The 21,236-nt window shown below is 58.3% G+C and carries 26 protein-coding genes; 8 read left to right on the forward strand and 18 right to left on the reverse strand.

Annotated elements, in window-relative coordinates:
- From AC2TDA_RS04800 to def (AC2TDA_RS04815), 4 genes are read right to left on the reverse strand one after another with little or no spacing between them, the layout of a single operon-like run.
- Window positions 1–255 carry a hypothetical protein gene (locus AC2TDA_RS04800; protein ID WP_480880840.1) on the reverse strand — a complete coding sequence of 85 codons (255 nt, stop codon included), beginning with the start codon at window positions 253–255 and terminating at the stop codon, window positions 1–3.
- A 14-nt stretch (window positions 256–269) separates the two neighbouring features.
- A complete protein-coding gene (gene fmt / locus AC2TDA_RS04805; protein WP_480880839.1) occupies window positions 270–1,175 on the reverse strand; it encodes a methionyl-tRNA formyltransferase in 906 nt (301 codons plus the stop codon).
- A gap of 22 nt (window positions 1,176–1,197) precedes the next feature.
- A complete protein-coding gene (def, locus tag AC2TDA_RS04810; protein WP_480880838.1) occupies window positions 1,198–1,692 on the reverse strand; it encodes a peptide deformylase in 495 nt (164 codons plus the stop codon).
- Window positions 1,689–2,207 carry a peptide deformylase gene (gene def, locus AC2TDA_RS04815; RefSeq protein WP_480850113.1) on the reverse strand — a complete coding sequence of 173 codons (519 nt, stop codon included), beginning with the start codon at window positions 2,205–2,207 and terminating at the stop codon, window positions 1,689–1,691. The genes def (AC2TDA_RS04810) and def (AC2TDA_RS04815) overlap by 4 nt, the downstream gene beginning before the upstream one ends.
- A 94-nt stretch (window positions 2,208–2,301) precedes the next feature.
- Between def (AC2TDA_RS04815) and AC2TDA_RS04820 the strand changes: the two genes are divergently transcribed.
- Complete coding sequence (locus AC2TDA_RS04820) at window positions 2,302–3,474, forward strand: MalY/PatB family protein (RefSeq protein ID WP_480880836.1); 1,173 nt, start codon at window positions 2,302–2,304, stop codon at window positions 3,472–3,474.
- A 3-nt stretch (window positions 3,475–3,477) separates the two neighbouring features.
- On the forward strand, window positions 3,478–4,005 hold the full coding sequence (locus AC2TDA_RS04825) for a L,D-transpeptidase family protein (RefSeq protein WP_480880835.1): 528 nt from the start codon (window positions 3,478–3,480) through the stop codon (window positions 4,003–4,005).
- Here AC2TDA_RS04825 and AC2TDA_RS04830 read toward each other — a convergent pair.
- The gene (locus AC2TDA_RS04830) at window positions 4,002–4,355 is read right to left on the reverse strand and encodes a hypothetical protein (protein WP_480850108.1); all 354 of its coding nucleotides are present in this window, start codon (window positions 4,353–4,355) and stop codon (window positions 4,002–4,004) included. The two genes, AC2TDA_RS04825 and AC2TDA_RS04830, sit on opposite strands and share 4 nt — an antisense overlap.
- Window positions 4,356–4,568: 213 nt before the next feature.
- Here AC2TDA_RS04830 and AC2TDA_RS04835 point away from each other — a divergent pair, with 213 nt between their 5' ends.
- Entirely contained in the window at window positions 4,569–5,558 is a 990-nt protein-coding gene (locus AC2TDA_RS04835) for a glutathione S-transferase family protein (protein WP_480880834.1), read from the forward strand.
- Here AC2TDA_RS04835 and AC2TDA_RS04840 read toward each other — a convergent pair.
- Window positions 5,540–5,902: a response regulator transcription factor gene (locus AC2TDA_RS04840; RefSeq protein WP_480850104.1), complete on the reverse strand. Its 363-nt coding sequence runs from the start codon at window positions 5,900–5,902 to the stop codon at window positions 5,540–5,542. The genes AC2TDA_RS04835 and AC2TDA_RS04840 overlap by 19 nt on opposite strands.
- A gap of 184 nt (window positions 5,903–6,086) precedes the next feature.
- Between AC2TDA_RS04840 and cobD the strand changes: the two genes are divergently transcribed.
- Genes cobD through AC2TDA_RS04855 form a run of 3 tightly spaced genes read left to right on the forward strand, consistent with a single transcriptional unit; the run spans window position 6,087 to window position 9,141 of the window.
- On the forward strand, window positions 6,087–7,049 hold the full coding sequence (gene cobD, locus AC2TDA_RS04845) for a threonine-phosphate decarboxylase CobD (RefSeq protein WP_480880832.1): 963 nt from the start codon (window positions 6,087–6,089) through the stop codon (window positions 7,047–7,049).
- A complete protein-coding gene (gene cbiB, locus AC2TDA_RS04850; RefSeq protein WP_480880831.1) occupies window positions 7,046–7,966 on the forward strand; it encodes an adenosylcobinamide-phosphate synthase CbiB in 921 nt (306 codons plus the stop codon). Before cobD ends, cbiB begins: the two co-directional genes overlap by 4 nt.
- A gap of 11 nt (window positions 7,967–7,977) precedes the next feature.
- Window positions 7,978–9,141 carry a lytic murein transglycosylase gene (locus AC2TDA_RS04855; RefSeq protein ID WP_480880829.1) on the forward strand — a complete coding sequence of 388 codons (1,164 nt, stop codon included), beginning with the start codon at window positions 7,978–7,980 and terminating at the stop codon, window positions 9,139–9,141.
- 8 nt (window positions 9,142–9,149) lie between these two features.
- On the opposite strand, the gene AC2TDA_RS04860 is transcribed toward AC2TDA_RS04855, so the two are convergent.
- The 5 genes from AC2TDA_RS04860 to AC2TDA_RS04880 all read right to left on the reverse strand — a co-directional run bounded on the left by AC2TDA_RS04860 (window position 9,150) and on the right by AC2TDA_RS04880 (window position 16,005).
- Entirely contained in the window at window positions 9,150–10,268 is a 1,119-nt protein-coding gene (locus AC2TDA_RS04860) for an aminotransferase (RefSeq protein ID WP_480880828.1), read from the reverse strand.
- Between the two features lie 93 nt (window positions 10,269–10,361).
- Window positions 10,362–10,712: a hypothetical protein gene (locus AC2TDA_RS04865; protein ID WP_480880826.1), complete on the reverse strand. Its 351-nt coding sequence runs from the start codon at window positions 10,710–10,712 to the stop codon at window positions 10,362–10,364.
- Between the two features lie 54 nt (window positions 10,713–10,766).
- Window positions 10,767–14,222: a chromosome segregation SMC family protein gene (locus AC2TDA_RS04870; RefSeq protein WP_480880824.1), complete on the reverse strand. Its 3,456-nt coding sequence runs from the start codon at window positions 14,220–14,222 to the stop codon at window positions 10,767–10,769.
- 138 nt (window positions 14,223–14,360) lie between these two features.
- Window positions 14,361–14,768 (reverse strand): hypothetical protein, encoded by a 408-nt coding sequence (locus AC2TDA_RS04875; RefSeq protein WP_480880823.1) that lies wholly within the window; start codon window positions 14,766–14,768, stop codon window positions 14,361–14,363.
- 43 nt (window positions 14,769–14,811) lie between these two features.
- Window positions 14,812–16,005, reverse strand: a complete 1,194-nt coding sequence (locus AC2TDA_RS04880) for an aminotransferase-like domain-containing protein (RefSeq protein ID WP_480880821.1) — start codon at window positions 16,003–16,005, stop codon at window positions 14,812–14,814.
- Window positions 16,006–16,162: 157 nt separating this feature from the next.
- Here AC2TDA_RS04880 and AC2TDA_RS04885 point away from each other — a divergent pair, with 157 nt between their 5' ends.
- Window positions 16,163–16,933 (forward strand): FCD domain-containing protein, encoded by a 771-nt coding sequence (locus AC2TDA_RS04885; protein ID WP_480880819.1) that lies wholly within the window; start codon window positions 16,163–16,165, stop codon window positions 16,931–16,933.
- Between the two features lie 300 nt (window positions 16,934–17,233).
- Here the strand turns inward: AC2TDA_RS04885 and AC2TDA_RS04890 are convergent, their stop codons facing one another.
- The 5 genes from AC2TDA_RS04890 to AC2TDA_RS04910 form a co-directional block, all read right to left on the reverse strand.
- Window positions 17,234–17,794 carry a F0F1 ATP synthase subunit B gene (locus tag AC2TDA_RS04890; protein WP_480880818.1) on the reverse strand — a complete coding sequence of 187 codons (561 nt, stop codon included), beginning with the start codon at window positions 17,792–17,794 and terminating at the stop codon, window positions 17,234–17,236.
- Window positions 17,795–17,799: 5 nt separating this feature from the next.
- Window positions 17,800–18,351 carry a F0F1 ATP synthase subunit B' gene (locus AC2TDA_RS04895; RefSeq protein WP_480850087.1) on the reverse strand — a complete coding sequence of 184 codons (552 nt, stop codon included), beginning with the start codon at window positions 18,349–18,351 and terminating at the stop codon, window positions 17,800–17,802.
- Window positions 18,352–18,437: 86 nt separating this feature from the next.
- Window positions 18,438–18,662, reverse strand: coding sequence for a F0F1 ATP synthase subunit C (locus AC2TDA_RS04900; RefSeq protein ID WP_005981269.1), 225 nt, complete (start codon window positions 18,660–18,662; stop codon window positions 18,438–18,440).
- 48 nt (window positions 18,663–18,710) lie between these two features.
- Window positions 18,711–19,469, reverse strand: coding sequence for a F0F1 ATP synthase subunit A (locus AC2TDA_RS04905; protein ID WP_058278975.1), 759 nt, complete (start codon window positions 19,467–19,469; stop codon window positions 18,711–18,713).
- A gap of 2 nt (window positions 19,470–19,471) precedes the next feature.
- Complete coding sequence (locus AC2TDA_RS04910; protein ID WP_480430820.1) at window positions 19,472–19,804, reverse strand: AtpZ/AtpI family protein; 333 nt, start codon at window positions 19,802–19,804, stop codon at window positions 19,472–19,474.
- 231 nt (window positions 19,805–20,035) lie between these two features.
- Between AC2TDA_RS04910 and AC2TDA_RS04915 the strand changes: the two genes are divergently transcribed.
- Complete coding sequence (locus AC2TDA_RS04915; RefSeq protein WP_480850084.1) at window positions 20,036–20,368, forward strand: ArsR/SmtB family transcription factor; 333 nt, start codon at window positions 20,036–20,038, stop codon at window positions 20,366–20,368.
- 3 nt (window positions 20,369–20,371) lie between these two features.
- Here the strand turns inward: AC2TDA_RS04915 and AC2TDA_RS04920 are convergent, their stop codons facing one another.
- Together AC2TDA_RS04920 and AC2TDA_RS04925 are read right to left on the reverse strand one after the other, a co-directional pair.
- The gene (locus AC2TDA_RS04920) at window positions 20,372–20,785 is read right to left on the reverse strand and encodes a universal stress protein (protein WP_480880817.1); all 414 of its coding nucleotides are present in this window, start codon (window positions 20,783–20,785) and stop codon (window positions 20,372–20,374) included.
- A gap of 125 nt (window positions 20,786–20,910) precedes the next feature.
- The gene (locus AC2TDA_RS04925) at window positions 20,911–21,189 is read right to left on the reverse strand and encodes a hypothetical protein (RefSeq protein WP_480880815.1); all 279 of its coding nucleotides are present in this window, start codon (window positions 21,187–21,189) and stop codon (window positions 20,911–20,913) included.
- Window positions 21,190–21,236: the final 47 nt, after the last annotated feature.

Raw genomic sequence — 21,236 nt, forward strand, 5'->3', positions numbered from 1 at the left:
TTACTTCCTCCAATGCGTCGGAACGATGATCAGTGCACCTATGGACGAGACGATTGCATTCAGGCCCGGAGATCCGACCCCAAAGTTGAAGCCGAACATTCTGCCAAACATGATATGCGCAAAGAAAAACAGAAAAGCACCACCGATACAAATGATGATGGATTGCAGGTATCCGTTATGGGTAAAGCCAGATTTTTCCGAGAGGCCTCCGACGGCGGCCGCAATCAGCACTGTCCCCATCAATGTCATATACAAATCTGTTTATCCTTCTAAATCCGGCTTCCAAGGGCCACATGCCAGCCGCGCAGAAACACGTCCACATCCTGCGCTCCTTTACCTGCCCGTTGCAGGCGCAACAGATCAATTGCTCCGTCCCCGCAAGCCACGCGAAGTGCGTCATTCAGAACCTCGCCCGGAGCGCCCTGCCCCTCGGCCAGCCGTGAGGCTAGAAGCTTGACGCGTTCGCCACCCATCTCGGTCCACGCACCAGGAAAGGGTGACAAACCGCGAATTTGGCGGTCAATCTCCACCGCCGGTCTGGTCCAATCCACGCGCGCCTCAGATTTCTCGATCTTGGCTGCATAGGTCACGCCGGCCTCGGGCTGTGGATTCGGGGGCAATTCTGGCAGGCAGTTCAGGGCCTCGACAATCAGTTCCGCCCCCATAATTGAAAGACGGTCATGCAGCTGTGCCGTGGTTTCCTGAGGTTCGATTGCGGTAGCCCGGCGCATCAGCACCGGCCCGGTATCCAACCCGGCCTCCATCTGCATGATACAGACACCGGTTTCCGCGTCTCCCGACATGATTGCCCGATGAATCGGAGCAGCTCCGCGCCAGCGCGGCAACAGGCTGGCATGGATGTTCAAGCACCCCTGCGAAGGCGCATCCAGAATGGATTGCGGAAGGATGAGACCGTATGCGACGACCACGGCCAAGTCTGCTTGCAGCGCAGAAAATGCTGCCGATTCCTCAGCCGACTTCAGTGAAACCGGGTGCCGCACGTTCAGGCCAAGCGCCTCAGCCCTTGCGTGTACCGGCGTCGGGCGGTCTTTCTTACCGCGCCCGGCCGGTCGCGGCGGCTGGCAATAAACGGCCGCGATCTCATGCCCGGCATCGACCAGCGCATCGAGGACGGGAACCGAAAATTCGGGGGTTCCCATGAATATTATCCGCATCCGTTCCTCCGTTGGACGGCGTTTACCCCGTCTTTTTGGCCTTGCGCAGCAGCATGTCACGTTTGACCTTGCTGAGCCGATCGAAATACATCCTGCCATTCAGGTGGTCGATTTGATGCTGCACGCTGGTGGCCTCGATGCCGACAAAATCGCGGCGGTCAAGCATTCCCTGTTCATTCAAATACTTGACCGTCACAGCGCGTGGACGCTTCACCAGGGCCGAAACGCCGGGCAGGTTCGGGCTGGCTTCTTCGTGTTCCCGCAATTCGATCGAGCTGTGCAGGATTTCAGGGTTCGCCATGCGCACCACGCGACCGCGCTCGGTCGATCCATCCACAACGGCCAGCCGCAACATCACTCCAATCTGTGGCGCAGCCAAACCAACACCGGGCATCGCCTCCATCGTGTCGATCATGTCATCCCAGATCTTGTGAATCTCATCCGTGATTTCGGTCACGTCTCCGGCTTTACTGCGTAGCCGCTTATCGGGCCACGGCAAGCACGTGCGAACGGTCATGCGCGAGCCTGCTCGCGTTTGAGCTTTTGCATCTTTCGCGTGATCATCTGGCGCTTGAGCGGTTTGAGGTAATCGATGAACAGCTTCCCGTTCAAGTGATCGATTTCATGCTGGACGCAAGTCGCCCAGAGACCATCGAATGTCTCTTGCTGCAAGTTCCCGTTTCTGTCCATCCAGGCGACTTCGACCACTTTGGGGCGGGTGATCTCGGCATATTGTTCCGGGATCGAAAGGCAACCCTCTTCATAAACATTGGTCTCATCCGAGGCCGAGATAACCTCGGGGTTGAACATGACCAGAGGGCGCGGTGCCTCGCCCTCTTCCTTTATGCAATCGATCACGATCAGCCGGTCCAATACGCCGATTTGGGGCGCGGCCAGGCCGATACCCGGCGCGTCATACATCGTCTCCAGCATGTCATCGGCCAGCTTGCGAAGATCGTCGGTGATGTCGGCCACCGGCGCGCAGACCTTTTTCAGACGGGGATCGGGGTGGATCAGGATATTGCGTTTCATGAGGCTGATTTAGGGCATCGCGCCCGCCGCCGCAACGCCCCCCTTGCACCTGCGTAATTTACAGTTAGCTTTCGGCAGGACAGATGGAGCAGACATGACTTTCAACGACCTGATCGACCGCCGGGGAACCAACAGTGCAAAATGGGACAAGATGGAACAGCTATATGGCGTTTCATCCGAGGATGGGCTGGCCATGTGGACGGCGGATTCCGATTACAAGACGGCGCCTTGCGTTCTCGACGCGGTGCGCAACGCCGCTGAACACGGCGCGTTTGGGTATTCCTGGATACACCCGGACTATCTGGCGTCCATTCAATGGTGGATGAAAACGCGCCATGACTGGGAGGTTGATCCCGACTGGATCCTGACCACTCAGGGGCTCGGTAATGCCATTGCGCTGTGCCTGGATGTCTGGAGCGCGCCGGGGGACGGAGTCGTCATCTTCTCTCCCGTGTATCATGAGTTCGCTCACAAGGTGAATAAGACCGGGCGAAAGGTGGTTGAATGCCCACTTGTACGCGAGGGCGATAGTTATGGGCTGGATCTCGAGGATGCGCAGTCTCGGTTGGACGGGTCGGAGAAACTGCTGTTGTGGTGTTCACCGCAAAACCCGTCGGGGCGGGTCTGGACGCCCGATGAACTGCGCGCCGTGGCCGCGTTTGCCGAACGCAACGGGCTGATCCTAGTTTCCGATGAAATTCATCACGATCTGGTCTATCCAGGACATAAATTCGTGCCCATGGACGTTGCTGCGCCTGATGCGCGGGCATGGACCGTAACACTGACCGCTGCGTCCAAGACCTTCAACATCGCCGGGCAACGCACCGGCAACATGATCATTCCTGACCCCAAGCTGCGTGCCCAAATGCGGCACCGCCTAACCACTCTGGACTATGACCCCGGCGCAATGGGCGTCGCAATGATCACCGCGGCATACAGCCCCGAAGGAGCGGAATGGGTTGACGCCCAAATCGCGCACCTGGCCGAAAATCGGCGATTGTTCGATGAAACCATCGCGAAAATCCCAGGGCTGTGGTCCATGCCACTGCAGGCAACCTATCTGGCTTGGGTCGATTTTTCAGGCACAGGTATGGATCACAACGAGTTCGTACGTCGTCTGCGGGAAGATGCGAAGGTTGCCACCTCTTCCGGACCCGGCTTCGGAACCGGAGGCGAAACCTTCGAACGGTTCAACTTGGCAACGCAACGCGTGCGGGTTGAAGATGCTTGTGCCCGTCTGAAACACGCTTTCAGCGACTTGCAGTAAGCTGTGCGCCGTCTGGTTGCAGCATGTCTTCTGTTGATCGTGGCAGGCGGGGCTTGGGTCGGTTGGCACCGCTATGGCCCACGCCCTGACGCGCCACCTTTGGCCCCTGAGGCTGATCGGGTCGACTACATTCTTATCGAGAAATCGGCGCGGCGCCTGACGGCTTCATTGAACGGAAACACCGTGATCGAGACCAACATCGCGCTGGGTTTCGCACCCGAAGGCGACAAGGTCTTGGAAGGCGATGGCAAAACACCTGAAGGCGTTTTCACCATAAATCGCCGCAATCCTCAAAGCGCTTTTCATCTGTCACTCGGGCTTGATTATCCGCAGCCAGAGGACGTTGCCCGGGCAAAACAGCAAGGTATCAATCCCGGCGGAGATATTTTCATTCACGGGCAACCCAACGGGGTCGATGGCCTGACACTGCCGGGCGATTGGACCGCGGGATGTATCGCGGTGTCGAATAAAGAAATGGCACAGCTATGGCGTTTGACCGCCAATGGCACAAAGGTGGAAATCCGGCCTTAGTCGTCTTTCCCTAACAAGGCGATGGGCGCATCCGGTGCACGGTAGAAATCCAACGGAGCCTTGTCGGCTGCAACGGTGTTGCGCTTGAACTCATACCGCATCTCGCCCGCCTCTTCCTCATCCGCAATGATCAAACATTGGTAGAGATGGTTCGCACCGTCAAAAATATCCACCAACCCGCGCAAGCGAGGCGTTGTCGCCGCCTCGACTGAAAACCCGTCCTTCCACAATTTCAGGATTTTGAAGGTATTGTCGCCCAGTTGCACCCGTAAACGGCTGGTTTTTTTAAGTGTGGCGATTCGTGCTGCATCCAGTTCGGCGCGCATTTCCTTTGAAACATAGGTACTCATACAAAAAATCCCTTCTGGATGCTCTTTATTGTGGGGCCTGTTATGTAAAAATCTAGTGAACCGCGTCACTTCGCCCGATCAGCAGGCTACCTGTTGCACAGACATCCCAACGCCGGATGTGCATCGGCGCAGGCCATCTGCGCGTTGCGAACAATAGGCGCCAGCCGGGCACTGCCCTAACTTGCAGGGTGACTGAAGAACGGAGGTACGCAGATGGGATTGCTCGTCGACGGTGTTTGGCACGATCGCTGGTATGACACGAAATCGAACGATGGCGCGTTCAAACGATCCGCCGCGCAATTTCGCAACTGGATCACCGAAGACGGAAGTGCCGGACCATCGGGCAAGGCTGGGTTCAGGGCAGAAAGCGACCGCTATCATCTCTATGTCAGCCACGCTTGCCCCTGGGCTCACCGCACGCTGATCTTTCGCGAATTGAAAGGATTGAGCGATCATATCCAGGTTTCGGTCGTGCATCCTGACATGCTGGATCGAGGCTGGACATTCGAGACGGATGAACACGGCGCAACTGGCGATCCTTTGTTTGGGTTCGACTATGCGCATCAGATATACACCCGCGCTGACCCCACTTATTCGGGGCGCGTGACGGTACCTATCCTGTGGGACAAGCACCAACAGACCATCGTTTCGAACGAAAGTTCCGAGATCATCCGCATGTTCAACTCGGCCTTCAGCGGAATTACCGGCAACGCGGACGACTACTGGCCCGAAACCATGCGAGACGACATCGAAGAGGTGAACTCGCGAATCTATTCCGACGTCAACAACGGTGTCTACAAGTCTGGTTTTGCCACATCGCAGGCCGCCTATGATGCGGCCGTGCGCCCTCTGTTCGATACGCTGGGCTGGCTGGAAACCAGACTGGCCTCAAACCGCTATCTCATGGGTGATCGCATCACCGAGGCCGACTGGCGGCTGTTTACAACCCTGATCCGCTTCGACCCCGTCTATCACTTGCATTTCAAGTGCAATCGCAAACGGCTGATCGATTATCCCAATTTGTGGGCCTTTACGCGCGAGCTGTATCAATGGCCTGGCATCGCGCAAACGGTGAACATGGAGCATATCGTGCGCCACTATCACTTCAGCCACGACAGCATCAACCCGCACCGCATTATTCCGGTAAACCCTGTGCTGGATTACATGGAGCCCCACGGGCGCGGTCAGCGGCCCGCTGCGTAATGCTCGACCATCGCCGCCAGATCTTCTGGCGGCGTGCTGCTCTGCACATAGGCGCAGGCATTGGGGCTGTGGGCAAAGATTGACCCATCCGAAAAGAAGGTGGTGTTGGTAACAAAGATCACCCGCGCCTCGGGGCGGCGATAGCTGGCGAAATCAGCCACTGCGAACGCGCTGCCGCTTTCCAATACCAGATCCAACACGATAATATCAAAGGCCGTGCCATAGAGCGCCAGAATTGCGGCCTCCTGTGTTTCGACCAGCGTGACTTCGGCCCCCTGCCTTTGCAGATGCCGTTGCCAAACCCGACCCAAGTCGGGGTTACTCTCAACAATCAGTACTTTCATTTGCAACAACCTCGGCACATGATAAGACGAGTGGTGCCGACCCCTATGGTCTGTGATCACGTCATTTCGTTAACAAAGTGTTAATAACCAACTGTGCGAGCGCTGCTCACGCGGATTTGCTTGTGCAGACGGCAAAAATCCGCTTGAAGCAGGGCAAATTGACACTTTTCGGCAAAGATCACTAATGCAGCGACTCGATGAATTGAACCCGCGCGCCGCGCGTGACCACGGTGGTGGCCTGGATGCGGCCATGGCCGAATATGGCGGAAATCGCGAGGATTGGCTGGATTTGTCGACAGGCATCAACCCCTTGCCATTTGCGGTTTCCGAGCTTTTGCCGTCGGACTGGACCGAGCTTCCGGATCATGGCACATTTGAGGCTCTGACCGAGGCGGCCAGACGGTTCTGGCAGGTCCCTGAGGACGCTTCCATTCTACCGGCACCCGGCGCTTCGGCCGTTATCGCTCGGCTTCCAGCGTTAGCTGCGCCGGGTCGGGTACAAATCACTGCCCCCACCTATAACGAACATGCCGCTGCATTTCGGTCGCAGGGGTGGGACGTGCAGCCGGACGGGCCAGCTGACGCACGCGTCATCGTGCATCCGAACAATCCCGATGGGCACCTCTGGCAGCGGAGGGACGCAAATGCCAAGCTGACCGTGATCGACGAAAGCTTTTGCGACGTAACGCCCGAGGCTTCACTGATCCGTCTTGCGGACCAACCGGGTGTGATCATCCTCAAAAGCTTCGGAAAATTCTGGGGGCTGGCGGGGCTGCGGCTGGGCTTTGCCATCGGTCGGCCGGACCTGATCACGCGGCTAAACGATCTGACAGGACCGTGGGCTGTATCCGGACCCGCCCTTAGGATCGGCACACGCGCCTTGCAGGACTTTGACTGGGCCGACGCCACCCGCACCCGGTTGGCCAAGGATGCCGAGCGTCTGGACGGGCTGGTCACAGCCCGAGGCGCGCAGCTGGTCGGAGGAACCAGTCTGTTCCGCCTCTATCAGGTCGACAACGCCGCAGACTGGCAGGACCGGCTGGCCCGCGCTCATATCTGGAGCCGGGTATTCCCCTACTCCACAACTTTTCTGCGCCTCGGCCTACCACCCGCCGATGGCTGGGCCAGAGTGGAGGCCGCCCCGTGAGCACCGTCTTCCTGCTCGTTTGCGCCTTATGTCTGGACGCGACGTTGGGCGAGCCCAGCTGGTTGTGGTCCCGTATCCGCCATCCGGCGGTGATGATCGGCAAAGCGATAGGCTGGCTGGACAATCGCCTGAACCATGGCATGCATCGAAAGTTCAAGGGTATTGCCGTAACCGCATTACTGGTGATTGCCGCAGTGGTAGCGGGCAACCTATTGGCACTCTTCGGCCCTCTGGTTGAGATCGTGATCTGCGCCATCCTGCTGGCGCAGAAATCACTGGTAAGCCACGTCCGCGACGTCGGTGACGGCCTGCGCAGCTCTCTGCCAGAGGGGCGGGCCAAGGTAGCCCTCATCGTCTCGCGCGACACACGGGACATGACGCAGGCGCAAGTTGCCCGCTCTGCCATCGAAAGTGCCGCAGAAAACCTCAGCGATGGTGTCATTGCACCTGCCTTTTGGTTTCTTGTTGCCGGACTGCCGGGGTTGCTGGTCTACAAGGCCATCAACACTGCGGACAGCATGATCGGCTACCGCAACGAAAAATATCGGGAGTTTGGCTGGGCGGCGGCGCGTCTTGACGACGTACTGAACCTGATTCCCGCACGGTTGACCTGCGTGATGATCGTTGCGCTGACCCACCAATGGGGGCGCTGGACCGAACTGGTTGCAGACGCGCGCCGCCACATCTCGCCAAACGCAGGCTGGCCCGAAGCCGCGATGGCGCGCGCGCTAAACGTCGCGCTGGCCGGACCGCGCAGCTATGATGGGCACGTTCGTGAACTGGCCTGGGTCAACGGTGAGGCTCGCCGGGAGATCGGCGCATACGAGGTTTTCCGCGCATGCGACATGCTATGGCAGGTCTGGGGGCTTGCGCTCGGCCTCTTGTCGGTGTCGGTTGTCCTTAACTTCGTTTTCTAAAGGACCTGCCGATGCGCATCCTCTCTAGCCTAATCGCCGCTGCTCTATTGACGTCACCCGCCTTTGCCCAATGCGGCGGCGGTTTCAATTCATTCATCAAAGAGCTAAAGGCCGAGGCCGTTCAACAAGGGTTCGACAAATCCACTGTGAACGCGTTCTTCCAAGGCGTGCAACAAGACAACGCAGTACTGAAAGCCGACCGCGCGCAGGGAGTTTTTCAGAAACCGTTCATCGAATTCTCGCGCCGCTTGATCTCGGCCAACCGAATCGAGCGCGGGCAGGCCATGTCGCGAAAATACGACGCGATTTTTGACCGGATTGAGGCCGAATACGGCGTCCCGCGTGGCGTGCTGCTGGCGTTCTGGGCGTTCGAAACCGATTACGGTGCGTTTCAGGGAGATTTCAACACCCGCAACGCGCTGGTGACGCTGGCGCATGACTGCCGCCGGCCCGAGCTGTTCCGACCACAGATATTCGCAGCCATCGAGCTGTATGATCAGGGCAACTTTGACCCCAGCCGCACGACCGGCGCCTGGGCCGGGGAAATCGGCATGGTACAGATGCTGCCGCGCGATATTCTTGAGAACGGCGTCGATGGCGACGGCGACGGCAAGGTGTCCTTGAAAACATCGGCCCCGGACGCGCTGATGTCCGGTGCCAAGATGCTGTCGCACCTGGGCTGGCAACCCGGTCAGCCGTGGCTGCAAGAGGTGACTGTTCCTGCGCAAATGGACTGGTCGCTGTCAGGGCCCGGCAAAGCTCGGTCAGTGTCCGACTGGCAGGCAATGGGTGTCCAGGCACGCAGCGGGTCATTGACCAACCTGCCCGCCTCGCTGATCCTGCCGCAGGGGCATAACGGGCCCGCCTTTCTGGCCTATCCGAATTTCGACGTCTATTTCGAATGGAACCAAAGCTTTGTCTACGTCCTGACCGCCGCCTATTTCGGCACCCGTCTGGAGGGCGCGCAGATCTATGACGCGGGCAATCCGGCACAGGGGCTGTCGGGGGCGCAAATGAAGCAGTTGCAGAGCAAACTACAAGCGCGTGGGTACGATGTCGGCAAGATCGACGGCATTCTGGGTGCAGGCACACGCGCTGCGGTTCAGGCGGAACAGGCCCGGCTGGGCTTGCCTGCCGATGCGTGGCCAACGGCTGACCTGCTGAACCGGCTCTGAAATGTTAGTCAGTGCCGGGCCAGAAACTCGGAGACGCGCGTCAGCCCTTCCCTCAGGACTTCGGGGCCATTGGCATAACCGATGCGCAGATACCCTTCCATATGCAGGGCTGAGCCGGGCGTGAACATCACACCGGTTTCTTGCAATAGGGCGACACAGAACTCGCGCGACGGCATCGGAAGATCGTATTTCAACAATGCCGTTGTTCCGGAACGGGGTTTAACCCAGGAAATCTTTGGTTCAGCCTCGACCCAGTCCGAAAGAATCCTGAGATTGCCGCGCGTAATCTGATGGCTGCGGGCCAGGATTGCATCCTGGTGCTCGAGCGCCAGCGTCGCAAAATGGTCATCGATCATACCAACCGAGATTGTGTCATAGTCACGATGAATCGAGATCTCTTCGATCAGCGCCTCAGGTGCGACCACCCAGCCCAGCCGCAATCCGGCTAGCGAATAGGCCTTCGACATACTCGCCGTGCCGATGCCTTTTTCATAGACCTCGACAATCGAAGCCGTAATGCCGTCGCCGTCCTGATCTGTGCCGCGATAGACCTCGTCACACAGCACCCATGCGTCAGCGTCCCGGGCAATTTCGGCAATCTCCACAAGCATCTCACGTGGGATCAAAGCGCCTGTGGGATTATTCGGGTTGTTCAGTGCTATCAACCGCGTATCGGGTGTAACCATCGCGCGCAGAGCGTCCAGATCAGGCAGCCAACCATCCTCTTCCCGCAGGTTCAGGTGTTCGACTTTAGCGCCAATGCTGGCGGGGATCGAGTAGTGTTGCTGATAGGTGGGCACCACCGCTACCACGTGATCACCGGGGCTGACTAGTGTTTTATGCACCAGCATGTTCGCTCCGATGGTTCCATGGGTCACGATGGTATTTGCCGGTTGCTGGCCTGGATAAAGCCCCGCGATCGCCTGACGCAACCGGTCCGATCCCTCAATCGCTCCATAGGTCAGCTTCATCGACAGCAATTCAGACAGATCCGCGTTGTTCCGGCCTGCCAATTGCAGCAATTGATCGACGGTAATGCTTTCAACGCAGGTTTCGGCCAGATTCCAATCGCATTTGGTTTCCCATTCGTTCATCCAGAGCTCAACGCCGAAGGGTTCGATCTGCATTTCAGGCTTCCTGCTATCCGTGTGTCCCGTCGGTGATAGCTCGGATAACCAGTTGCTTCCAGCCGCGTTCAGACAAATATCATGCCGCCGGGATCACTCGGGGCGAACAGGATAACGGTTGCCCTTCTCATCAATCAATATCAGGCGCTCTCCGCTGCGCACATACAGGTCACACCGGCTGAACCCGTTGCGATACTGAATGCAAACGCTGCCGTCGTCCGCAATGCTATAAGTCCCGAAGGCCGATTCACCGCTGGCATAGGTATAGGAATAGGCCCCGCCTGCCGAGTATTTGGATCGACCATCGTCATAGAAGGTCAGCGTGCGCCCGGCCAGCGCGGTCAGCTCCGTTGTGCTGAGAGGGACATCTCCGGGTTTCGTAGGCCATTCAGCAGCCCACAGTGGCGTCGCGGCGCAAACAGCAAGGATCAAGAAGCGGGTCATGCAGTCACCCTAGCCCGAGTAATGGCGAAACAGGCATAACGTTGCGGTGATGGGTCAGGCAACCATCTGTTCAGCCTTCTTCAGGTCTACTGACACCAGCTGGCTGACGCCCTGTTCCTGCATGGTCACACCAAACAACCTGTCCATACGTGCCATAGTCACCGCGTGGTGCGTGATGATCAGGAAACGGGTGTCGGTCTGGCGGCACATCTCGTCCAGCAGATCGCAGAAACGGGTGACATTGGCGTCGTCCAGCGGCGCGTCGACCTCGTCCAGCACACAGATAGGCGCGGGGTTGGCGAGGAAGACGCCGAAGATCAACGCTGTTGCGGTCAAGGTCTGTTCCCCGCCCGACAGCAGGCTGAGTGTCGAGAGTTTCTTGCCCGGCGGCTGGCACATGATTTCCAGCCCTGCATCCAGCGGATCATCGCTTTCGACCATGACCAGATTGGCCTCGCCACCGCCAAACAGATGCTTGAACAGCATGGCGAAATTTGAATTCACCTGCTCAAACGCGGTAAGCAGGCGTTCCCGCCCTTCGCGGTTGAGGCTGGCAATACCACTGCGCAGGGCTTTGATCGCCTCTTCCAGATCAGACTTTTCACTGTTCAGCGTGTCGAACTCTTCCTGAACCTCTTTGGCGTCCTCTTCGGCTCGCAGATTAACCGCGCCCATGGCGTCGCGCTGACGCTTGTGGCGGTTCACTTCTGCTTCCAGAGCATCTGCAGCAGGCATCTGATCGGGATTCACGTCCAATTGGTTGAGCAGCTGATTCGGAGTCAGCTGCTGGTCCTCGGCGATGCGTTCGGCAGCGGCGACAACGCTTTCTTTGGCCGCATCACAGCGCGCCTCGGCGGCCGCACGGCTTTCGCGAGCCTCAGAAGCCAGGCGCTCCGCCTCGCGTTCGGCCAACACGACCTCGCGCAGCTGAGTCTCGGCCCCGGCCAGCTTGTCGGCAGCTTCGGCACGGCGGGCTTCTGCGGTATCGATCAGCTCGTTCAGTTCCTCACGTGCTTCGGCGATTTCGCTTGGGGCTGCCATGGCTTCGGTCAGTTCTTCCTGAGAGCTTTCCTTACGCTCGGCTAGTTCCGATATCCGCTTTTCCGCGCTGTCCAGACGGTGCCGCCAGCCGCTGAGATCTTTCGTGACCTCTTGCGTGCGTCTGGTTCGAGACTCGCCCTCTCGACGCAGCTCGTCATGGGTCGAGCGGTGGGTCAGCATAGTGATCCGCGCGGCCTCAACCGTTTGCTTGATGTCTTCGACCTGCGCGCGAGCGCTATCGAGGTCACCCAATCCGGTCAGCGCACCCTCCGCCTCGCGCAGCTGAGCGCGGGCGGACATGGCGTCTTCTTTGTGACGGTTTACGGCCAAAGTCAGTGTTTCCAGCTTACCCTGTGCCAGATTGCGGTCCGCTTCGGCACGACTGAGCGCTCGGGCGGATTCGGCCATGCGCTGATCGGCTGCGCGGCGGGCTTCGCGTGCGCGACGGTCGGCCTCGGTCACGTCGGCTAGTTGCTGAGACAAAGCCTCGTGCGCGGCTCGGGCACCTTCGGCCTGCGCCTCGGTGCGGGTGAGTTCCTGCTTCAGTGCTTCCAGCTTGTTGAGTTGCTCCAGACGCAAGGCAGCTGCACTTGGCGCGTCCTCGGCCCAGGCGCGGAAACCATCCCAGCGCCATAGATCACCCGAACGCGACACCAGCCGCTGTCCAGGCTTAAGGGACGCCTGCAGGCGAGCACCCTGATCCGCGTCGACCAGTCCAATCTGCGCAATCCGACGGCTGAGCCGATCCGGACCCGAGACATGCAGTGCCAGCGGCTCTGCCCCATCAGGTAAAGGTTGATCCGAATCGTACCCGGCGACCTGAACCCAGCCGGACGGGCCGTCGCCTTCGACCAGTGGCGCGCGCAGGTCGTCAGCCAAAGCAGCGCCCAGCGCCTTTTCGAAACCAGGCGCCACACGAAGCAGGTCAAGTACCTGCCCGCCCTCGGCGGTGTCGCGTTCGACCAGTTTAGCCAACGCTGTGGTTTCGGCGCGAATGGCGCCCAATTCACCCTCGGCTTCCGAGCGTTGCGCGCGGGCCTCGGCCTCGCGTGCTTGTGTTTCGCCCCGCAACTCATCGGCAGCGGCCAGCGCCTCGTCGGCTGCTTCAGCAGCTTCGCGCGCTTCTTCTTCGGCTTCCTGCGCTGCTTCAAACGCCTCGCCGGTCCGGGTCAAGGCCGTGCGGGCTTCATTTACCGCGGCCTTTGCCTTTTCCTCTTCCGCCTCAGATCGCGCCAACGTCTTGCGACTGTCCTCGACCAAACGCTGCGCCGATTGATGGCGAGCGACGAGGCGGGCCGTGTCCTCTGTCTCCTGCGACAGATGCTCTTCTCGTTCCTGCAATACAGCCGCTGCCTCATGGGCAATCTCTGCGGCTTCGGCAAGTTTGTCGTCGTGCCCTTCGGCGGCCTTGGTCAGTTCGCGGGCTTCCCATTCCAGACGTTCGATCATCTCGCCCGCATCCCGGTTCAGCCCGGCCTCACGTTCAATGTCGTTGGCAAGCTGTTGGATACGGTTGCTCAGCGTTTCGATGGTCTGGCGCGCGCGGGTTTCCTGATCGGTCAAGGCGTCGCGTTGCACTTGCTGGCGTTGCAGGACGGCAGCTGCAATAGCCTCTTCCTCGCGCAACGGCGGCAAAATCTCTTCAATTCCGGAGCGTTTGGCAGCAGCTTCACGAGCTTCAGCCTCGGCGCGAGAGGCCTCAGTGATGCGATCGCGCAGTTTTTCTTCAGCCTGCTGACGGGCAATGTCGGCCTCTTTCCAGCGGCGATACAAAAGCATGCCTTCAGCCTGGCGCAGCTGTTCTCCAATCTCACGGTATCGTGCGGCCTGGCGGGCCTGGCGAGCCAGCTGCGCAAGCTGGGTTCCCAATTGCTCCAACACGTCGTCAACGCGTGTAAGATTGGATTCGGTGCCTTTCAGCTTCAACTCGGCCTCATGCCGACGCTGGTAAAGGCCCGAGATTCCTGCAGCTTCTTCCAGAATGCGACGGCGCGCGCGCGGCTTGGCGTTGATCAGTTCGGCAATGCGGTTCTGCCCTACCAGAGCAGGCGAATGTGCGCCGGTTGAAGCGTCGGCAAACAGCATCTGCACGTCGCGGGCACGAACATCTTTACCGTTGGTCTTGTAGGCACTGCCCACGTCGCGGGTGATGCGGCGAACGATCTCCAGCTGATCGCTATCGTTGAAGCCCGATGGCGCCAAGCGTTCGGAATTATCCAGCGTCAAAACCACTTCGGCAAAATTGCGCGCCGGGCGCGTGGCAGCGCCTGCAAAAATCACATCCTCCATCGCGCCGCCGCGCATGGATTTGGGGCGGTTTTCACCCATGACCCAACGCAAAGCTTCCAGAAGATTGGATTTGCCGCAGCCGTTCGGACCAACCACGCCAGTCAACCCGTCCGCGATGATCAGGTCGGTCGGATCAACAAAGCTTTTAAAGCCGGTCAGTTTAAGTTTGCTGAATCGCAAAGGCTGCTATCCATGATTCCTATGGTCAGGAAGTCTGCGCAACGGAAGGGCCCTGAGTCAACGCAGTTGCGCAGGATATGGGATTTTGGGCGGAGTTATCCACAACATCTTGCAGAAATGTACCGAAAACCGCTCGTTTCAATAGGGGGTGCATTCGAACACCTGATATCCGTAATCATTGCCGATACCTTCATAGAGGCCATAGTCGATACATTCATAATTCGGCGTCGACACCGCAGTCAGAAGCAGCCGTTCACCGGCTTCGCGATCACATCCAAGGACACCAATTGTGACGGCAGCATCGCCCAGAACATCCAGAATGGGACAACCGGACACCTGCGCCATGGCCAAAGCAGCCCGATCCCGGATCGGACCCAATCGCGGGGCGTATTGCGCGTTCACCCGTACCGCTTCGGCCAAATCGCCCCGCACGCGCACATCAAACACGCTGCCGTTCACCGCAACTCGGGCCGCCGGCACATCGCGAAAGTGGGGTGTACCGGCAGAGCAAGCGGCCAGAAGGATCAGTGCGAAGAACCGGGTCATGCCGCAGCTATGACCCGATATGGTTAACAGAACGTTTCCCGGTTCAGCTGCGCAAGACTTCTCCCAAACGTTTTATCCCCTCGCGGATTGTTTCCTCGTCCGAGTTCGAAAAGCTCAGTCGAATTGTATTTTCGCCGGAGCCGTCCGGGAAAAAAGCCTGTCCGGGCACGAAGGCCACTTTGACCGTTTCGAGCGCGCGCGCCAGCAAGTCGGCACCGCTAAGACCTTTCGGCAATGTCACCCAGACGAACATTCCACCTTCGGGTTTTGTCCAATCCACACCTTCAGGCATGTATTCCGACAAGGCAGCAAGCATTGCGTCGCGCCGGCGGCTGTATATACGGCGCAACATTGGGATGTGAGTCTCGAAACTGGCCTGCGCTACCTGGTGAACAGCCATCTGATTGATCGTGGCCGAATGCAGGTCAGCAGCTTGTTTCATCAGAACAAGCTGCGAGATCACTGGCCTGGACGCGACCACCCAACCCAACCGCAATCCTGGTGACAAGGTTTTCGAAAAGCTGCCGCAATACACTGTTCGGCAAGCTTCGATCGAACCCTTGCGCGCGATCTCCAACGCCAGAACCGGCGGGATCGGATCTCCATCGTAGCGAAGCGCCTGATAGGCACCGTCCTCGATAACCGCGCAGTCGAGCTGATCCGCCAGATCAAGCAGAGCTTCGCGACCGCGCCGATCCACTGTCTCACCTGTTGGATTGGCGAAGTCGGGCGACAGATAGGCGAACTTGACTGTGCCTTCGCCGGCGGCTTCCCGGTATTCCGACGCGCCCCGATTGCCATTGATTATGAGCCGGTCAAAGCGCGGTTCATAAGCATTAAAGGCGGCTAACGCGCCCAGGTAAGTGGGCCAGCCGACCAATGCTATATCGCCCGGCGAAAGAAACAGCTTACCCAAGTAGTCGAGCGCCTGCTGCGACCCGGAAGTGATCAACACATTGTCTTCGCTGCAATCAATTCCGATATCGCGCATATGTTCGGCGATCCACTGCCGCAATGGAAGGTGACCTTCGCTGACGGAGTATTGCAACGCCTGAGCTTGCTGTTCAGGCCCGAGAGCCAGTTGGAATGCCTGTGCAAACGCATCCGCTGGAAACAACTCAGGATCGGGAATGCCGCCTGCGAAAGAAATAATGCCGGGCTGATCGAGCAGTTTCAGAAGTTCGCGGATTTCGGATGCCTTCATCCGCGATACACGTGTGGCGAACAATTGATCCATTTGGCGGTCCTCCCTTGCCCGATGACCGGTGCAGGCTATTGATGAAGGAATTAAAGTCAATAATACTGACCTAATGTTTCAAGGATCGTGATTGGGTTTCTTGAATCGAGGTCGAATACGTGGTCATGTAATTTGACCAATTTGAAATGATGACACGATGCCCTTCCAGAAAGTCCAGACCGAGAAACTGTCCCTTGCGGTTGTTCGACAAATCGAACTGCTGATCCTGCGAGGCATCCTCCGCCCTGGTGAGCGCCTGCCGCCCGAGCGCGAGTTGGCAGAGCGGTTGGGCGTATCTCGCCCATCGTTGCGCGAGGCTATTTCTGACCTGCAGGAACAAGGGTTGCTGGCTGCCAAGGCCGGTTCCGGCATCTATGTCGCCGAAGTTCTGGGATCGGCTTTTTCTCCGGCATTGATCCGACTGTTCAGTAGCCATGATGAGGCAGTGTTCGACTACTTGTCGTTTCGGCGGGATATGGAAGGATTGGCAGCCGAGCGTGCTGCGCGCCTGGGTTCGGAAAGCGACCTAAAAGTCGTGCAGGCGATCTTCGATAAGATGGAGATGGCACATGATCGCAACGCGGCCGAGGAAGAAGCCCATCTGGACGCTCAGTTCCACATGGCAATTATCGACGCCAGCCATAACGTGGTGATGCTGCACATGATGCGGTCGATGTTCGATCTGTTGCGTCAGGGCGTATTTTATAACCGCCAGATAATGTTCCAGCAGCGCACGACACGCGACGCCATCCTGAATCAGCACCGTGCAATCAATATGGCACTGCAGGAGCGCGACCCGAAGGGCGCACGGCTTGCGGTTGAGCAGCACCTGAACTTCGTCGAAAGCTGCATGGCGGATCAGCAGAAAGCGATCCGCAATGAGGCGATTGCGCGGCAACGCTTGGAACATGAAACTGGTCCGCGCTGATATTTTTCGGGAATATACCGAGATCATATCCGGTTCTTCGCCCCGCTACACTCCGAATTGACTGAAAAAGCTGCATTGCTGCGATCATCGGAATGGTTGCACAGGGTACCGCCATACTGCGGTTCTATCTCGTCGAAAATCGTGGTCATAACCACGATGACTAGATCACGCACCACCCGGTTCTGTGGATTGCTATATACTCTTTTTCCTTGCCGGCGTTGATGTACTGCCGGTTCAGGAAAAGAAAAACCCGAGAGCCAGTGGCTCTCGGGTCATGAGTTCCAAACATCGCGAAGGAAATTAGTGCAGCTTGGCACCCACATCGGCGATGGACGCATCGATCAGCTTGTTTGCCTGCGCAGCGGTCATTTGCTTGGCCAGAACCACATTGGCAGCGGAAACCGCAACCGTGATCGCCTGATCTCGGACTTCCTTGACTGCGGAAGCTTCAGCCGAAGCAATCTGATCCTGAGCCGCAGCCAGACGGCGGGCGATGGATTTTTCCAGATCAACCTTCGCCTGTTCAGCAGCCAGAATAGCGTCTTCTTTCGCCGCGGCCACGATGGCGTCCGCCTGACCCTGTACTTCGCGCTGCTTGCGCTCGTACGAGGCCAACAAAGTGCGGGCTTCTTCGTGCAGGGCACGGGCTTCATCCAGTTCGGATTTGATACCCGCGGCGCGGTTGTCCAGCGCACCACCGATCATGCCCGGCACCTTGAAATAGAACAGGACCGCGATGAAAACGATGAAGCCCAGAAGGACGACAAAGTCGGTGTTGCCAAGCGAGAAGAACGGGCCGCTTGCGGCGAATGCCGGGCTGGCCGCACCAAAGGTCAGGATAAGGGCAAGAGTGTTCCGCATGTCACTTATCCTTTCGTCTGCGCGTCAACTGCACTGTCGATGGCTTTGGCATCCGCCTCGCCGCCCAGTGCGGTAACCAGTTCAGCTGCCGTGTCCTTGGCAACCACTTGAATGCTTTCCAGCGCACCGGCACGGATGTCGGCAATTGCCTTTTCCGATTCAGCCGCTTTTGCAGCGATTTCTGCATCCGCCTTGGCAATCGCGTCATCCAGACCAGACTGGATTTCGGCGCGGGCTTCTGCTGCGATACGCTGTGCCTCAGAACGGGCATCGGCCAGCGCCTTGTTATAGGCCTCTTCGGCCTCGACCGCCTTGGCCTTCAGATCTTCGGCCGCAGCCAGGTCATTTGTAATGGTCCCCTGACGTTCAGCCAAGATTGCCGCAATGCGGGGCAGAGCCACGCGGGACAGGACCAGAAAGATGACGACCAGCGTAATGACCAGCCAGAAAATCTGGTTGGGGAACCAATCGAAGCAGAGCTGCGGCATCCCGATGGCGGAACCACCGGCGTCGACGCACGAGCCAACTACTTCTTCTGAAATGGGTTCAGTCGCCATGATGTCCTCCGTCGGAACGTTGTCTTTACAACAGGTGGGCCGCTATGGCTTGGACCCACCTGCGCGTAAGGATCAGGTTCCGCAGATTAGACGGCGAACATCAGCAGCAGCGAGACCAGGAATGCGAAGATCCCCAGGGCTTCTGCGAATGCGATACCGATGAACAGGGTTGCGGTTTGCGAAGCAGCCGCCGAAGGGTTGCGCAGGGCGCCGGCCAGGAAGTTGCCTGCAACGTTGCCCACCCCGATTGCGGCTGCGCCGGAACCGATTGCTGCCAGGCCTGCGCCGATGTGTGCGAGATCGCCTTCCATGATGTTTCTCCTTACGAATTGGAAGTTTCGATGTTGGGGTATCAGACCTTAGTGCGACGGATGCAGCGCATCTTTCAGGTAAACACAGGTCAGAATGGTGAAGACGTAGGCCTGGATGAAGGACACGAGGACCTCGAGGCCGTACATAGCGGTGATGGCCAGAACGGACACGGGCGAGATCACGGCGATCGCGGCGAAGCCTGCGAAAACCTTGATAACCGCGTGGCCTGCCATGACGTTACCGGCAAGACGAATTGAGTGACTGACCGGACGTACGAAGTACGAGATCAGCTCGATGATTGCCAGAACAGGGCGCAGCGCCAGTGGCGCGCTGGAGACCCAGAACAGGCCCAGGAAGCTTGCGCCGTTCTTGACGAAACCCAAAACGGTCACGGTCAGGAACACGGCCAGCGCCAGCGGGATGGTCACGGCAAAATGCGATGTGGTGGTGAACGACATCGGCAACATGCCCAGGAAGTTCGCGCAGACGATGAACATGAACAGGGTCATGACATAGGGGAAGTACTTGACGCCTTCCTTGCCGCAGATGTCTTCCAGCATCTTGTAGATGAAGCCATAGGCCAGCTCGGCCACCGACTGCATCCGGGTCGGAACAATCGCGCGCTTTGAGGTGCTGAGAACCAGCAGAGCAAAGATCGCAGCAATCGCCAGGAACAGCCATAGGGTCACGTTGGTGGGCGTGTACCACGCAATCGCACCGTCGCCGAACAACGGCTTGACGATGAACTGATCCATCGGATGGAAAACCAGGCTGCTGCCTTCTGCTGCGGTGGTCTCGGTCGCCACGTTCAGTCCCTTTCGTCCTTCTCGGCAGCCTCGGCTGCCGCTTGTTTCTCTTGAACCTCTTTCGCGCTGCGGAGCATAACCTTCACGCCCGCGACAAGGCCCAGCAATGTGAACAACACCAGAAAGATCGGGATTGTCCCGAGCAGGCTGTCCAGCCCGTATCCGATGCCAAATCCGATCCCCAGACCGGAAACCATTTCGATGACCATCCTCCAGGCAAGCTCACCTCCGGACACGTCAGCATCCGCACGAGGTTTCGGCGCCTTGGCCTTTTTCGCCGCCTCGATCTTAGCCTCAAGCTGCGCCATACGCTGCTTTTGGTCATCATCGGTCACGGGCGTTTTCCTCGCACAGTCTTGAGCATGGTGCTAAGGGGCGAACAGCGCAGAGTCAACGGTATTGATCGTTCGATTGCTGTCGGCTCAACTTATTGGTTTTAAACATGTTTACCGACCACAAACGATGTCTCACTTTTGCTCTCCAAATGCAATTCTCGGTAAATTCGCTAAAACTGGATATTCAACCAAATGGTTGACCAAATCTGACCGCTGTGGTTCAGCGGTTTCATGTCCAATGATCTCGACACCGTGTTCGCCGCTCTTGCCGATCCTACTCGCCGCACCATTCTGGCAATGCTGTTAGAAGATGATATGGCCGTCACTGATGTGGCCGAGCCGTTCGAAATGTCGCTGGCCGCGATCTCGAAACACCTGGTAATTCTGACAAAGGCAGGCCTGATATCTCAGGAAAAGCGCGGTCGGGTGAAATGGTGCAAACTAGAACCCGACGCGCTGCGCGCCGCGTCGGTCTGGATGCAGGGGTTCGGGCAGTTCGAACCGGTTAACCTTGACGCCTTTGAACGTTTTCTTGCGGTCGAGTTACCCAACGAAGACCGCTGAGGCCTACCGAACAACAAATACTGACATTGTGGCATGTTTGGCCAAATAGCCAGCATGACTTGAGAAGATGTAATCCGTAATCCGAGGCGCATGGGTTCCAACAACGATCAGATCGGCGCCAATCTCCTCGGCAGCACGTGCCAAGTCACCATCCACTTCGGCAGCAACATCGGTAGAATGAATATTTCGAAAAGCGACTTTGGCACCGCTTTGCTTCGTGAGCTGCTCGGCAAAGGCACTGAGCGTTTCATGGATGGCCGCATCTGTCTGTACAACATCGCCTGGCTGTATTCCAGTCACGCTGACAACAGTGATCGTGGCGTTTTGCCATTTGGCCAGCTGCGCTGCGACATCTGCCGCCTTACGAACCTCGGGCGGCAAGTGGATATCGATCGGGAACATAATGTGGTTGAACATAAGTATCTCCCTTTCTGACCACACAATAGAGAACGCCGCGTCCGGTGGCCTTGATATGCCTCAAGAGCCGCATTGCAGGTTGGCACGCCCGCAGAATGCAGTAGCGCGCCAGGGGCCGAACTAGCTCACCCTTCCAGACTGGGTCCGATACCCTCAATCACTCCGCTGGCATCCGCGCGGCAAATCCATGGCACTTCAGACCCGGCGACCGCCACTGTTATCGTGGTTCCGGCCGAATCCGGCTGGGTCGAGATTGCCTTGACGTCGCCAGGTCGGGTCTCTGTTTCCGCCGCGACCAGAGCTTCGCAGCTGGCATCCAGCTCTGCGTGCGATGGGCCACCCGGACCACTTTGTGCGCAAGCGGAAAGTGACACAATGGCACCGGCAAAGAGAGGCAGTTTCACATAGGATCTCCCTGTCATTTTGCGAGGTAAGCTGACATATCTCCGGC

The organism is Ruegeria sp. HKCCD6426 (genome assembly GCF_057221115.1).